Origin of the sequence: Amycolatopsis sp. NPDC049253 (genome assembly GCF_040678995.1) — a bacterium.
In the GTDB taxonomy this organism is placed as follows: Bacteria; Actinomycetota; Actinomycetes; order Mycobacteriales; family Pseudonocardiaceae; genus Amycolatopsis.
Window position 1 is genome coordinate 619,923 of the sequence record NZ_JBFAQX010000002.1, and the last position, 13,901, is coordinate 633,823.

Sequence of the window (13,901 nt, forward strand, 5' to 3'; positions counted from 1 at the left end):
GTGCAAGCCGTTCGACAGGAGGAGCGCGGCGCGGGGCCGAACGTGCAACGACGCGGGAAAACATCCGCGCGTCGCAGGGCAGGTGCGTCAGGGGGTCACGGGGTGTTCGCGTGCCAGAACGTGCAGCGGTGGTCGGCGGCGAAACCCGGGTCCGGGTGGAGGCCGTCGGCCGCGAGGGAGACGACCGAGCCGGCCGGCCAGGTCGGCAGCGGGGTGCCGTGGACGAAGGCCGCCCAGGCGTCGACCATCTGGTCGGACAGGGACTTCTGCGCCGGGGTCAGGGCGGCCGGGCGGCCGTCGAGGTCGAAGAGGTACGGCAGTTCGGACGTGTGCGCCGCGCCGAGCGGGAACGGTGCCGGGACGCCGGTGGCGGCCGGCGAGGTGGCGTCGGTGAAGTCGTAGCGCCAGACCGACGGCAGGGAGCGCGAGAGCTGGTCGGCCACGCAGGAGAAGGACGAGTCCGTGACGGCCGCCGCGTAGGCGCGGGAAGCGTTGCCACCGAAGGAGGACGGCGGGTATTCGGCCGCGACGGCCGCGGCGTCGGGGAAGTAGCGGGCGAGGGCGGCCGGGTAGCCGGCCGGGGTGATGGGCGGCGCGCCCGCCGCGAGCTGCTGGGCCAGGAAGTAGGTGAACTCGTCGTGGGTCGTGCCCATGAGCACCGGCACGGGGGCGGCCGAACCGTGCTGGACGGCCGTGACCGGATCGGCCGGCAGGACGATGCCGCCGGTGACCGGGCCGGGGATCCCGATGCCGGCCAGCGAGTAGTAGACGGGGGCGGTGGCCAGCTTCGCCACCGGCAGCGCGCGCAGGCAGGCGGCGGCCGTGGCGCGGTCCGCGCAGCCGTGGGCCGCCGAATAGTCCACACTGGACTTTTCCGCCGTCGCCAGGGTCGCCTGTGCCTGGCACGGGGCACTTTGGACGATCGCCGCGCGGAAGAGGCCGCGAGAGCCCGGAGCGACGAGGTGGTCGCACACCGACATGCCGCCCGCGGACTCGCCGGCGATGGTCACGGCGTCGGGGTCGCCGCCGAAGGCCGCGATGTTGTCGTGGACCCAGTGCAGGGCCTGTTGCTGGTCGAGGAAACCGTAGTTGCCGGGCTGCGCGCCCAGGGCCGGGTCGGCGAGAAAACCCAGTGCTCCCAAGCGGTAGTTGATCGTGACGACGACCGAGCCGCCGCGCACCGCCAGCCGGGTGGCGCCGTAGCGGTCGCCGCCGCCGTCGAGGAAGGCGCCGCCGTGGATCCAGACGAGCACGGGGCGTTTCGCCGTGGAAACGGGCGGCGTCCACACGTTGAGGTACAGGCAGTCCTCGCTCGCGCCGGCCGTGGTGCCCTGCGGGCAGCGCGGGCCGGGCGCCGTGGCGTCGCGCTCGGCGGTCCAGGACGCGGGCGGGGCCGGCGGCTGCCAGCGGCGTTCGCCGACGGGCGGCGCCGCGTACGGAATCCCTTGGAACACGCGGTGATCCGGCGTCACCGTGCCGCGGACCGGGCCCGACGCCGTGCGCACGACCTCGCCCAGCCGGCCGATCGCCGCGTCCGAAGCCGCGCACGCCGTCGCGGCCACTGCGAGCACGAGGAGCACCACCGCGAACCCGCGCCGCCGCACCACTGCCTCCGCCACCGCGCGGACGATACCGGGCACCAAGATTTTTTCACGGTCCGGGATCCCCTCACCAGAGCCGCGAAAGGTGTCGGCGCTGGTCCGGGCGTCGGCCACCCGGCCAAAGTAGCTCACCACTAAGCAACTTCGACAGATCGCTGACGTACCTCACGACTAAGTCACCCATTAGGCTGACGTCATGGCCGACCACGTGGACTCCGTGCTCGCGCAGTGGGCTGCGCAGCGCCCGGACCTCGACGTGTCCCCGATGGCCGTGATCGGCCGGCTGAAGCGGGTGTCGCGCCTGATCGACACCGAACTGGCGCGCACGTTCGCCAAGCACGGCCTCGACGCGGCGTCGTTCGACGTGCTCGCCACGCTGCGCCGCAGCGACCCGCCCCACCGCCTGACCCCGACCGAGCTCATGCGCACGGCCATGGTCACCTCCGGTGCCGTGACGCAACGGCTCGACCGCCTCGAAGACCGCGGCCTGATCGCCCGCAGCCGCAGCGAAACCGACGGCCGCGGCATTCTCGTCGCCCTCACCGTCGAAGGCCGGGCGCTGATCGACCGCGCGCTGCCCGATCACCTCGACACGGAGCACCGCGTGCTCGACGCCCTCGACCCGCCCGCGCAGGCCGCCCTCGCCGACGCCCTGCGCGTGCTCCTGGAATCCTTCGGCGACCGCACCGGCTGACCCTGGAGGCACCGCTTGAGCACCGACGACCTGGACCCGTTCCTCGGCGAGTGGGCGGTCGGCGTCGTGTTCCCCCACGCGCCCGCCGACCAGCCCCCGCCCGTCGCCCGCGCCGTCTTCGAGCGGATCCTCGACGGCCGCTACCTCACGCAGCGCACCGAAGTGCCGCTGGCCGAGGCCCCGGACAGCTTCTCGGTCGTCGCCGCTCACGAAGACGGCACGTTCACCCAGCACTACCACGACGCCCGCGGCGTCAGCCGCCTCTACGCGATGACCTTCCGCGACGGCGTGTGGACGCTGCTGCGCGAAGCCGCCGACTTCTCACCCCTGCACTTCCGCCAGCGCTTCACCGGCACCTTCAGCGCGGACCGCACCCGCATCGACGGCGCGTGGGAGATGGCGATGCCGGGCGAAGACTGGAAGCACGACTTCGCTGTGCACTATCGGCGCGTCTGAGCCTCAGCCCATGCTCTTCGCGCCGTCCAGCGCCTCGCGGATGATGTCGGCGTGGCCGGCGTGCTGCGCGGTCTCGGCGATGATGTGCATGAACACGCGCCGCGCCGACCAGCTCGCGTTCTCCTCGAACCACGGCGCCTTCGGCAGCGGCTGGGCCGCGCTCAGGTCGGGCAGCGTGGCGACGAGCTCGTCGGTCTGCGCGGCCACGTCGGCGTAGGCGGCCAGCACGCCCTCCAAGGTCTCGTCGGGCAGCAGGCTGAACTCGTTGGCGCGCTCGGCGAAGTCGGCTTCGGTCAGCTCCGAGAAGTCCGGCATGGCCGCCGGGCCCTGCCCGATGAACTCCACCCAGCCGCGTTCCACCGACGCCACGTGCTTGATGAGGCCGCCCAGACACAGCTCGCTGACCGTGGGCCGCATGCGGGCCTGCTCGTCGGTGAGGTCGCGCGTCGTGAACCGCAGGAAGTGGCGGTGCTTCGCCAGCATCGCCAGCAGGTCGGCGCGCTCGCCCGTGGTCACGTCGGTCGTCACGGTCTCGTTCACGGCTTCGTCCTCTCGTCGGTGTCTTCGTCTAAACCTAAGGTAAATCCCATTCCGGCCACTTTGTGACCTCAATAGGAGAGAATCTGGATTCATGGCCAACACGAGCTCGCGAACCCTGCGGTTGCTGTCCTTGCTGCAGACGCACCGGTACTGGCCCGGCCAGGAGCTGGCCGGGCGCCTGGAGGTGTCGATCCGCACGCTGCGCCGCGACGTCGACCGGCTGCGTGAGCTGGGGTATCCCGTCGAGGCGCAGCGCGGCGTCGACGGTGGTTACCAGCTCGCGCCGGGTGCGACGCTGCCGCCGCTGGTCGTCGACGACGAGGAGGCTGTGGCGCTGGCGGTGGGCCTGCAGGCGGCCGCGCAGGGTTCGGTCGAGGGCATCGCGGAGTCGTCGCTGCGCGTGCTGGCGAAGGTGGTGCAGGTGATGCCGGCTCGGCTGCGGCGGCGCGTCGACGCGTTGCGCGCGATGACCGTGCCCCTCGGCTGGAACGGCACGCCCGGGCCCAGCGTCGACCCCGGCGTGCTCACGGCCATCGCGCTCGCCTGCCGCGACAGCGAGCGGCTGCGCTTCTCCTACACCGCCGCCGACGGCCGCCGGACCGAGCGGCACGTCGAGCCGCTGCGCCTCGTGCCGGTGGGCCGGCGCTGGTACCTCGTCGCCTACGACCTCACCCGGCACGACTGGCGCAGCTTCCGCGTCGACCGCCTCGACGAACCGCACGGCACCGGCGCCCCGTTCCGCCCGCGCGAGCTGCCCGCGGCCGACGCCGCCGAGTTCGTCCGCGCCGGCCTCGACACCATCGCGCGGCCGCACCGCGTGGAGGTCGTCGTGGCGGCCCCGGCGGCCACCGTGCGCGAACGCATCGGCCAGTGGACGACGGTCGAGGAGCTCGACCCCGGCCGCTGCCGGGTGCTCATGACCGCCGACTCGCTGGACTGGGCCGCCCTCGCCCTCGGCGTCGTGGGAGCCGACTTCCACGTGGTGACCCCACCGGAACTGCGGGAGCGGGTGCACGAGTGGGGCGCGCGGTTCAGCCGGGCGTAGGTGTCGCGGCACAGCTGCGGCAGGTGCCCCGGGCTCGACTGGTCATCGCCATGACTGACCGAGATCGCCCGGCCGAGCACTTCCTTGCGAGCGGACAGTGGTGCCGCACGAAGAACCGGTGAGCGTCAGGCGGCGGACTGCGCGGGCACTCGAGCCGGCGCCGGGGCCGGAGTACGTGCGGGCGATGCGGCGGCCGGAGGGCGCGCCGGCAACGCGGTCGGTGCGACCCGCCGGCGCCGCAGCGAGCGGAGCCACTGGACCAGCAGGACCGCCCCGCCGGGGGCCGTGGACAGCAGGCCCAGCAGCCCGTACACGACGGCGACCGTCACCCCCTGTTGCGCGCCCAGGCCCGCGGCGGCGAACGCCAGCGCGGCGACGCCTTCGCGCGGCCCGAACCCGCCGACGTTGATGGGCAGCCCCATCGCCAGCAGCGCGAGCACCAGCAGCGGCAGCAGCGTCATCAGCGAGGCGGTGGCACCGGCCGCGTGCGCGGCGACCACGAACAGCGTGAGGTGCCCGGCGAGCGCCACCAGCGACAACGCCGTGACCCGCGGCCAGGTGCGCAGCCCGAGCAGCCCGGCGCGAACGTCCGCCATCGACTGCGCGAACCCCCGCCGCCACTTCGACGCGCTGTGCAGCCAGCGGTCACCCGTGCTGCACGCGACGGTGAGCACCACGATCGCGACCAGAAGAACACCAGCACCTGCGACAGTCAGCACATCGTGTGCGAACGCCGGCAACACGGCAGGTCGGAAAATCAACACGGCGAGTCCGGCCGCCACCACCACGACCTGTCCGGCTGTGCGTTCGAGCACGACGGCCCGCACACCCCGCGCCACATCGCCGGCCTGCCGGCCGTGCTCGACCGCGCGGTGCACGTCGCCGAGGATCCCGGCGGGCAGCACACCGTTGAGGAACTGCGCGCGGTAGTAGTCGGCCACGGCCTGACGCAGCGGCAGCCGCAGGCCCAGCCGCAAAGCGACCACGCGCCAGCGCCAGGCGCTCACGACGGTGGTCAGCAGCCCGATCGCCAGCGCGGCCAGCACCGGCCCCAGGCCGATCACGCGCAAGCCGTCGAGGAAGGCGTCGGTGCCGAGGCGCCACGCCAGCACCCCGATGATCGCGAACCCGGCGAGGATTCGGAACCACGACCAGAACGTACGCATCAAGCCACCTTGATCGGGATGGAACGCCAGCGGGAAAGGACTTCGGTGAGCCGGCGGGCCGCGCCGTCCCACTCTTCGAGAGCGCTGCCGCGGCCGAGCGCCGCCGTGCGCAGATCGCGGCGCAGCTCGGCGTCGGTGACCCAGCTGCGCAATGCGGAAGCGAGGGCGTCCGGAGCTCCGGGCGGCACGAGCAGGCCGGGCACGGCGCCGTCCGACGAGCGGCCGAGCGCGTCGGGCACCCCGCCGACGTCGCTGGCCACCACGGGGATGCCGCGCGCCAGAGCTTCGGTGATGACCATGCCGTAGGTCTCCGCGTGCGAGGGCAGCAGCACCAGGTCGGCGCGGTCGTATGCCGCGTCTAGCTCGGCTCCGGCCTTCGGGCCGCTGAAGGTGACGCGGTCGGCGAGCCCGAGGCGGTCGACGGACCAGCGCAGCTCGTCGACGTACTCCGGCGCGCGCGTCAGCGAGCCGACGAAGTCCACTTCGAGATCGAGGTCGGGTACCTGGGCCAGCGCTTCGACCAGCACGTCCTGGCCCTTGCGCGGGGTCACCGCCGCCACGCACAGCAGCCGCGACACCCCGTCGGTCCCCGACGCCAGCGGCGCCAGGTCCACGCCCGGCTCCACCACGGCGACCGTCGACGGCCCGAGACCGTGGCGGCGGATCAGCGTGCGCGCGGCCGTCGGGCTGGTGGCCACGACCTGGCGCACCACCCGCAGCGTCTCGCGCTCGCACGCGTCGAGCTCGGCGGCGTGCACGGGGTCGAGGCCGGTCTCGTCGGCCAGCGGCAGGTGCACGAGCACACCCAGGCGCAGCCGCCGCGCGTGCGGCACCACCACGTCGGGCACCCCGCACGCCACCAGGCCGTCGATCAGCACGGTCGTGTGGTCCGGCAGCGCCGCGAGCGCCCGCGCCAGCCGCGCGCGCCCCGTCGGCCCCGGCTCGGGCCACGACCCGGGCACGGCGACCTGCAGCACGGGCATCCCCGCGCCCGGCAGGCTCTCGCACATCCGCCGGTCGTAGGTGTTGCCCCCACTGGGCTCCGTGACGTCGTCCACGTTGCCCGGCAGCACGAACGCGACCACCGCGGCCCCACTGCCTGCCCGCTGACTCCGCACGTTGCCTCCTCACGCCGCTCTCACCCAGCAACACGGACGACACGGGCCGGCGGTTCAATCACGCCCGGAATTTCCCACCCACGAACGGGTGGTGGCCGGGTACCGAGTCACCCCGGCACCCGGCCACCGCCCGTGGTCACACTCGAGCTTCGCCGTGCGGTCCCGCCGCATTCGGCACCTGCGAAGCGCGATCTACAGCCACTTCGGCGCGTCCCCCTTTTCGAGCCGCTTCCACCGGCTCACGAACTCCCGCCGCATCTCCGCGCGCACTGCCCCACCGGTCCCGTACAGCACGCCGAACGTGAACCCGACGCCTTCGTCGTGGCCGTCGATACCGAGGCGGTACACGACCGGGCCCGCCACCACCCAGTCCTGGTGTTCGCCCAGCAGCTGCTGCACGTTCTTCACGTTCTTGCGCCACCCGTCCACCTTGCCGCCGAAGACCGGCCGCACCACGTCCGCCGCGTAGCGGGCGCCCTTGGCCTTCTTGCGCACGCCGTGCAGCGCGTGCTCCAGCTCCCGGCCGGACAGCCCGTGCGCCGCCTTCTCGGCCTTCCGCAGCTTCCGCGCGGCCTTGCGCACCGGCTTGCGCAGCGCCTTCTTAGCGGGGCCGGCGTCGGCCGGCACACCCGACACCACCGCGTCGAGCTCCTGCACCAGAGCCAGGTACCGCTTGCCGCGCAGTGCCTCCAGCACCTTCCCGCGCGCGTCCACGGCGTCGCGGGAGAACCGCCGCGTCAGGAACTGGTCCACCGGCCCGACCACGAGCTCGGCCGACGCGCCGTCCACCCACTCGCGCACGAGCGCCTCGACGACCTCGCCGTCGCGCGCCGGGGCCAACTCGCCGCCCAGCCACTTCAGCTCGCTCGTCACACCCGGAATGCGGTCGTCGTCCACAATGGACGAAAACGTCCGCAGCGCGCTCCGCAGCTTCCGCGACGCCACGCGCAGCTGGTGCACGGAGTCCTCGACGTCGCGCCGCACCCCGACATCGGCGCGTTGCAGCGCCGCGAACTGCTCGCGCAGGTAGGCCCCGACGACCTCGCCGGCGTCCGGCCGCGTGCCCACCGCCTGCCCGGCGGGCACGCGGTCGCCGATCAGCCGCCGCAGCTTCGAGGGCCAGCGCGACGTCCGGGCACCCGCGTCGACCAGGGTGCTCTCGAGCTCGTCGAGCAGCTCCGGCGCGGCGTCACCCGCGAGCTCGACCTCGATTTCACGCCACCGGTCCAGCCGCGCCGTCTTCCCGCCGACCTCACCGGTCACGTGGTCGTCCGTCACCGTCGCGACGACCTGGCCCGACGAGTCGGTGAGCCGGTGGGAGAACCGGTCGGTCTTCAGGTGCGCGATCGGCAACAGCTTGCTTCCCAGCGTGTGGGCGCGCAGCAGCCGGTTCAGCTCGCCGGGCACCTTGCCGTCGTCGGCGCCGAGCGGAACCTGCAGCTCCTCGCGCTCGTCGGGTCCGACGGGCAGCTTCAGATGCCACCCGGCGTCGTGCCCGCCCACCCGCCGGCGCAGGGTGATCCCGGCGCGCACGAGGGAAAAGGCGGCCGTGTCGTAGTACGTCGCGTCGAGCCGCTCCTCCGCCGGAGCGTCCTGGCCCTGCACCGTCCCGCCGCCGACGAACTCGGGGACCACCGCGTCCTGCGCGACCTCGTACTTGCGCTCGCGTTCGATTTCGACCACGGGTCTGTTCATCCGGTCACTCCTCAGGTTCGTTCACGAAAGTCTGAGGCATGAAGAACGCTCACGGCGCACGATGTTCCAGCGGCGGGCTCACGTCCGGGTAGCTCGCCTCCTGGCTGGACACCGCCGTGGTCACCGCCGTGCCCCGCTGCTCGGCTTCCCGGCGCGAGATCCTGCGGTTCACCACGGCCTCGCCCACCTGCTCGCCGCGGATGCGGCCCAGCACGGCGAGCGTGATGGCGTGCACGATCGCCAGCACCAGCAGCAGCACGCCGACGCGGCCCACCACGCCGGGCAGATCGCTGTCACCCAACGGGATCGTGGACAGCAACGCCAGCAGCCCCAGCGTCACCAGGTGGAACAGCACGGTCACCAGCCTGGTCATCGACGCGCCCGCGGCGGGGTCACCGTAGGAACTCTCCAGGTACCCGCGTCCGCTGCGGTAGATGACCTGCCCGTCGATCAGCACGAGCACCACACCGATGGCGAGGAACGAGACGTACGCTTCTGTGCTCATCCCGGCACACTCCTTCCGGCCTCTCCCGAAGAAATACCCCTCGACCAGCGGAGGAAAACCCTCGCGGCAGCGGTTCAGCCGCGGAAGGTGTCGGGGTGCGGGCCCGTGCGGTGGTCGGCGTCGAGCTTGCCGATCGCCTCCAAGTCCTCGTCGGCGAGTTCGAAATCGAACACGTCGATGTTCTCCCGGATGCGCGAGGGCGTGGCCGACTTCGGGAACACGATGTTGCCCAGCTGCAGGTGCCAGCGCAGCACCACCTGGGCCGTGGTCTTGCCGTGCTTGTCCGCCAGCCCGGTCAGCACCGGGTCGGACAGCACGGCCGCCTGCGCGAGGGGGCTCCACGCTTCGGTCGCGATGCCGTGCGCGCGGTGGTAGGCGCGCAGTTCGGTCTGCTGCAACGCGGGGTGCAGCTCGATCTGGTTCACCGCCGGCACCGTGCCGGTCCGGCGGGCGAGCTCTTCGAGGTGCTCCACCTGGAAGTTCGACACGCCGATGGAGCGCGCCTTCCCGGCGCGTAGCAGCTCTTCGAAACCTTCCCAGGTGCGCACGTACTTGTCCTGGTGCGGCAACGGCCAGTGGATCAGGTACAGGTCCACGTATTCGAGGCCGAGCCGGCGCAGGCTGCCTTCGAGCGCGTTGATCGCGTTGTCGTGGCCCTGGGCGTCGTTGGCGAGCTTCGTGGTGACGAAGACTTCTTCACGAGGCACGCCCGACTTCTCGATGCCCTCGCCGACCCCGGCCTCGTTGCGGTACATCTGCGCGGTGTCGATGTGGCGGTAACCCGCCTCGAGCGCAGTCCGCACGGCGTCGGCGGTGTCGTCCTCCGGAATCTGGAACACACCGAACCCGAACTGCGGGATGCGCACACCGTTGTTCAGTTCGAGGTCCGGGACGTTCGTCGTGTGAGCACTCATGATCTCGGCCTACCCGAGGTGCCGGACCCCGAAACTCGATCAGGGCGCGACCGCGGCTGCCAGCGCTTCGGCGAGCGTCGTGTGCACGGCCAGCGTGTCGGACGCGCCGGTCACGTCGAGGCAGCGGCGCACGCTGCGCGCGCCGTCACACACCACGGTGAACGAAGCGGCCCGATCGTGCGCGGTGAACAACGCGCGGATGCCGGCGCAGCCGAGGAATTCGACGCGGGAGAGATCCGCCACCACGGGCCCGCCGAGCTGCGCGGCGTCCGCGAGTGCTTCGGCGAAAACGTGGGCGGTGGCGGCGTCGAGGTCGCCCACCGGGGTGAGTACTCGGGCGCCCTCGTGGTCGGTGGTCGTGACGGTGAGTTCCGCCGGTACCGAGACCGCGGAAAACGGGATGTTCATGGAGCGCTCCTCTTCGCAGGAACCTGCAGGGGCGCTGACCGGAGCACGTGTCTGAACAACAGCCAACACGTCCGACCGTACGCCGGTGTGCTGTGAGGTCAACCCTCGTCGAACACGCGTCTCAGCACGGCGAGCCCGGCTGCGATCTTCTCCGGGGCCACGGCGCCGTACCCGAGGACCAGCCCGGACGGCGCGGGGTCCCCGCAGAGCCCCGCCAGGGTCTGCACACCGACACCGGCCTCGTTCGCCCGCGCCACCGCGGATACCACGTCCACATCGGACAGTGCACACAGGTGCAGCCCGGCGGCCGAGGGCACCGGCGTCAGCATTCCCGCGAACTCCTCGTGCAGCAGCGTCGTGATGTGCTCGTGGCGCGCGGCGTATTCCCGGGTCGCCTTGCGGATGTGGCGCGCGAACAGGCCCTCGTCGAGGAACCGGGCGAGCGCGGCCTGCGCGTGGTGGTCGCCGTGCCAGTCGGCCAGCTGGCGGGCGTGGCGGAGCGCGTCGCGCAACGAGCGCGGCGCGATCAGGAAACCCAGGCGCAGCACGGGAAGCAGCGTCTTGGAGAACGAGCCGACGTAGGCGACGCACCCGGCGCGGTCGAGGCTCTGCAGCGGTTCGAGTGGCCGGTCGGAGAAGCGGAATTCGCTGTCGTAGTCGTCCTCGATCACGAGCGCGCCGGCGCGCTCGGCCCAGTCGAGCAGCGCGGTGCGGCGCGCGAGGGACATCGGCGTGCCCAGCGGGAACTGGTGCGAAGGTGTCACGTACACCAGGCGCGTACGCGCGGGCACCTCCGAGACCCGCAACCCCTCGCTGTCCACGGGCACGCCGACGATTTCGGCGCCGTGCGAACGGAACAGCAGCCGCGCCGTGCGGTAGCCGGGTTGTTCCATCGCGACGCGGTCGCCGGGTTCGAGCAGCACTCGGCACAGCAGGTCGAGCGCCTGCTGAGCGCCTTGTGTCACGAGGACGTCGTCGGCGTCGGCGCGCACGGACCGCGAAACGCCGACGTGGCGCGCGATCGCCGCCCGCAGCCCGGCGTGGCCCGCGGGGTCGCCGTAGTGCGCGAAACCGGTTCCCCGCAGCTCCGCGGACACCAGCCGGCGCCAGGTCTGCAGGGGGAACAGCCGCGCGTCGGGAATGCCGACGCGGAAGTCGTACTCCGGGTCGGCGCCCGCCGGCTCGAGCGGGGGCAGGATCCGCCACACCTCTCGGGGCCGCAGGGCCGAACCGGCGGGTGCGTGTCTCGTCCGGCCGGCGGGCAGCTCGGCGGACACGTAGGTGCCGGAGCCGACGCGGCCGGCGAGGAACCCGTCGGCGGTGAGCCGGTCGTAGGCCACGGCGACGGTGTTGCGGGAGACCGAAAGGCGTTTCGCCAGCTCACGCGTGGGTGGGAGGCGTTCGCCGGAGCGCAGCCTGCCGTCGAGGATCGCGTCGCGCAGCTCGCGGTAGATGCGCGTGCCGAGGTCGCCGCGCCCGGCGAGCGTCACGTGGAAGTCCACCTCCGGCACCCTACATTGGCCCGGTCCGGATTAATGGAATTGGATCTGGCGCAGGGCCAAACGTCCTTTTACCGTTTCTCGCATGACGACGATCGAGCGCCCCGCTCCCGTGACCGGTTCGCGGCCCGGCCGCCTGCTCGCGGGCGCGCAGCTCGCCGCCTCACTGGGCGATGGTGCTTTTCTCACGTGCTCGGTGCTGTATTTCACGCGCGTTGTCGGATTGACACCAGGCCAGGTGGGGCTCGGTCTCACGCTGGGCTGGGCGGTCGGCACGGTCGCCGGCGTGCCGCTGGGGCACGCGGCCGACCGCCGGGGTGCGCGGGGCGCGGCCGTGCTGTTGTCGCTCGCGACCGGCCTGGCGATCACGGCGTTCCTCGTCGCGGGCTCGGCGTGGTCGTTCACGATCGCGGCATGTTGTTACGCCACCGGCCAGTGTGGGGTCAGCGCCGTGCGCCAGGCCCTTCTCGCCGCGGTGGCGGAACCTCACCAGCGCACGCGGATCCGCGCACACCTGCAGTCGGCGGGCAACGCGGGGCTGGCCGTCGGCGCGGGACTCGGCGGCCTCGCACTGCTGGCCGACACGTCCGAGGCTTACGTCGCCGCGTTCTCCCTCGACGCGGCCGCGTTCGTGGTGTCCGCGGTGCTGCTGCGCCTGATGCCGGCCGTCGCGCCGGTGCCGCACCCCAAGGGCAAGCCGGCCCTGGCCGTGCTGCGCGACCGGCCCTACGCGCTCGTCACGCTGCTGAACGCGATCCTGTTGCTGCGCATGCCGTTGCTGAGCGTCGCGATTCCACTGTGGATCGTCTCGCGGACCGCCGCTCCCGAGTGGACGGTGTCGGCCCTGTTCGTGCTGAACACGATCGTGGTGGTGCTGGGACAGGTGCGAGTGGCGACGCGGGTGACTGGCCTGCGCTCGGCGACGCGGCTGGTGCGGCACTCCGGAGTGCTGCTGGCCGCGTCCTGCGTCGCGTTCGCGCTGTCGGCATCGGGCTCGTCGGCGACGGTGGCCGTCGCGGTCCTCGTGGCCGGGGCGCTGCTGCAGGTGCTCGGGGAGATGCTGCAGTCGGCCGGTACCTGGGAAATCGGGTTCGACCTGGCGCCCGCCGCACGGCAGGGCCAGTACCAGGGGTTTTTCGGGACCGGCACGTCCGTGGCCCGCATGGCGGGCCCGGCGCTGCTCAGCACGGTGGTGGTGCGGTGGGGCACGCCCGGCTGGCTGCTGGTGGGTGCGGTGTTCGTGGCCGCCGGGTGGGCGATGGGTCCCGCCGTCCGGTGGGCCGGGCAGCGGGGCTGAGAACCCGGCGGCGCGGAAGTCTCGGTGATGCCGCCGGTGCGTGGGCTCGGTGGTGCGAACCACCCGGTTGCCCTGAGCCTCGGCGCAGCTGAGTCCCCGATGGCGCCGGGGACCTCAGTCCCGCAGGGCCAGCTTCGCGAGCTCCTGGTCGAAGTCGAACCACAGGGCCTCGTCGCCGGCCGGCACCTCGTCGTAGGTGCGGTCGAGGAAGTCGGCCAGCTCGTCGGCCGGGGCTTCCAGCACGGCGGAGCCGTCGGGGGCGTTGAGCTCGACGACCACCCGGGCGTCGTCGGCGGCCGGGCGCACTCGCACGTCGCCGTCTCCGGCGGGGGCGATGAGGCCGTCGGCGAGCAGGTCGCGGCCGAAGAGCCAGCGGACGACACCGGGGCCGGCGTGGTAGCCGACGGAAATGGCGTACGGGTCCGACGGGTCGTACTCGAGGTCAGCGCGCACCGGCAGCGGAACGCTCCCGAACGTGCGCAGCCCGAAGACGATCGTCGCGTGGACGACGGGGGGCTCGGTGCCCATGGCGGTACCTCCTTCATCTCGTTCTTGGGTGGAATCAACTCACGGCTCAACGTGAATGTTCCTCTATGAGTAACGCCCCGTAAGAGTACGAGCTGCCCGACAACCGATCTTTCACCCCTTTGGTGGAGACGGACGTCTCATGTGCTCACTCATCGGTATGAAGCGCCTCCCCAATCGATGACCGGACACTGCCGCCGGCCCGCTCGCCGGCCGCGGAACCGCCGCCCGGCCCGGTGCGCCGCGCCGACGACACGCTCGCCGACGAGCACACCCACGACGGCAGCTGGATGCTGCGCCGCCCCGACGGCAGCCCCGCGACGGAGGCGAGCACGCCGGACGCCCCGCGCATGCGCGACGGTGGTGCGCTTCACCCTGTGCCGAGGGGCACAGACCAGCCGAAACCCGAGTACGACGACTTCTCCGCCACGGTCACGG

Annotated in this window: 14 protein-coding genes; 4 read left to right on the forward strand and 10 right to left on the reverse strand. The window is 72.4% G+C overall.

What is annotated here, in order from left to right:
* Positions 1-95 precede the first annotated feature (95 nt).
* Positions 96-1,619, reverse strand: a complete 1,524-nt coding sequence (locus AB0K15_RS07220; protein WP_364046502.1) for a carboxylesterase family protein — start codon at positions 1,617-1,619, stop codon at positions 96-98.
* A 178-nt stretch (positions 1,620-1,797) separates the two neighbouring features.
* On the opposite strand from AB0K15_RS07220, the gene AB0K15_RS07225 reads away from it, so the two are divergent.
* Complete coding sequence (locus AB0K15_RS07225; protein ID WP_364046504.1) at positions 1,798-2,295, forward strand: MarR family transcriptional regulator; 498 nt, start codon at positions 1,798-1,800, stop codon at positions 2,293-2,295.
* 15 nt (positions 2,296-2,310) lie between these two features.
* Positions 2,311-2,751: a hypothetical protein gene (locus AB0K15_RS07230; protein WP_364046506.1), complete on the forward strand. Its 441-nt coding sequence runs from the start codon at positions 2,311-2,313 to the stop codon at positions 2,749-2,751.
* Between the two features lie 3 nt (positions 2,752-2,754).
* Here AB0K15_RS07230 and AB0K15_RS07235 read toward each other — a convergent pair whose 3' ends face one another.
* A complete protein-coding gene (locus AB0K15_RS07235) occupies positions 2,755-3,234 on the reverse strand; it encodes a DinB family protein (RefSeq protein ID WP_364046702.1) in 480 nt (159 codons plus the stop codon).
* Between the two features lie 148 nt (positions 3,235-3,382).
* Here AB0K15_RS07235 and AB0K15_RS07240 point away from each other — a divergent pair, with 148 nt between their 5' ends.
* Entirely contained in the window at positions 3,383-4,336 is a 954-nt protein-coding gene (locus AB0K15_RS07240) for a YafY family protein (RefSeq protein WP_364046508.1), read from the forward strand.
* Between the two features lie 125 nt (positions 4,337-4,461).
* Here AB0K15_RS07240 and AB0K15_RS07245 read toward each other — a convergent pair whose 3' ends face one another.
* The 7 genes from AB0K15_RS07245 to AB0K15_RS07275 form a co-directional block, all read right to left on the reverse strand.
* A complete protein-coding gene (locus AB0K15_RS07245) occupies positions 4,462-5,502 on the reverse strand; it encodes a lysylphosphatidylglycerol synthase transmembrane domain-containing protein (protein WP_364046510.1) in 1,041 nt (346 codons plus the stop codon).
* A complete protein-coding gene (locus AB0K15_RS07250) occupies positions 5,502-6,620 on the reverse strand; it encodes a glycosyltransferase family 4 protein (RefSeq protein ID WP_364046512.1) in 1,119 nt (372 codons plus the stop codon). Before AB0K15_RS07250 ends, AB0K15_RS07245 begins: the two co-directional genes overlap by 1 nt.
* 192 nt (positions 6,621-6,812) lie before the next feature.
* Entirely contained in the window at positions 6,813-8,315 is a 1,503-nt protein-coding gene (locus tag AB0K15_RS07255) for a CYTH and CHAD domain-containing protein (RefSeq protein ID WP_364046514.1), read from the reverse strand.
* 49 nt (positions 8,316-8,364) lie between these two features.
* Complete coding sequence (locus AB0K15_RS07260) at positions 8,365-8,820, reverse strand: hypothetical protein (protein ID WP_364046516.1); 456 nt, start codon at positions 8,818-8,820, stop codon at positions 8,365-8,367.
* Between the two features lie 74 nt (positions 8,821-8,894).
* Positions 8,895-9,734, reverse strand: a complete 840-nt coding sequence (locus AB0K15_RS07265; RefSeq protein WP_364046518.1) for an aldo/keto reductase — start codon at positions 9,732-9,734, stop codon at positions 8,895-8,897.
* A gap of 39 nt (positions 9,735-9,773) precedes the next feature.
* Positions 9,774-10,142 carry an STAS domain-containing protein gene (locus tag AB0K15_RS07270; protein WP_364046520.1) on the reverse strand — a complete coding sequence of 123 codons (369 nt, stop codon included), beginning with the start codon at positions 10,140-10,142 and terminating at the stop codon, positions 9,774-9,776.
* A gap of 98 nt (positions 10,143-10,240) precedes the next feature.
* The gene (locus AB0K15_RS07275) at positions 10,241-11,644 is read right to left on the reverse strand and encodes a PLP-dependent aminotransferase family protein (protein ID WP_364046522.1); all 1,404 of its coding nucleotides are present in this window, start codon (positions 11,642-11,644) and stop codon (positions 10,241-10,243) included.
* Between the two features lie 82 nt (positions 11,645-11,726).
* Here AB0K15_RS07275 and AB0K15_RS07280 point away from each other — a divergent pair, with 82 nt between their 5' ends.
* The gene (locus AB0K15_RS07280; protein WP_364046524.1) at positions 11,727-12,938 is read left to right on the forward strand and encodes an MFS transporter; all 1,212 of its coding nucleotides are present in this window, start codon (positions 11,727-11,729) and stop codon (positions 12,936-12,938) included.
* A 114-nt stretch (positions 12,939-13,052) separates the two neighbouring features.
* Here AB0K15_RS07280 and AB0K15_RS07285 read toward each other — a convergent pair whose 3' ends face one another.
* Positions 13,053-13,466 carry an SsgA family sporulation/cell division regulator gene (locus AB0K15_RS07285; protein WP_220238926.1) on the reverse strand — a complete coding sequence of 138 codons (414 nt, stop codon included), beginning with the start codon at positions 13,464-13,466 and terminating at the stop codon, positions 13,053-13,055.
* Between the last annotated feature and the right edge of the window lie 435 nt (positions 13,467-13,901).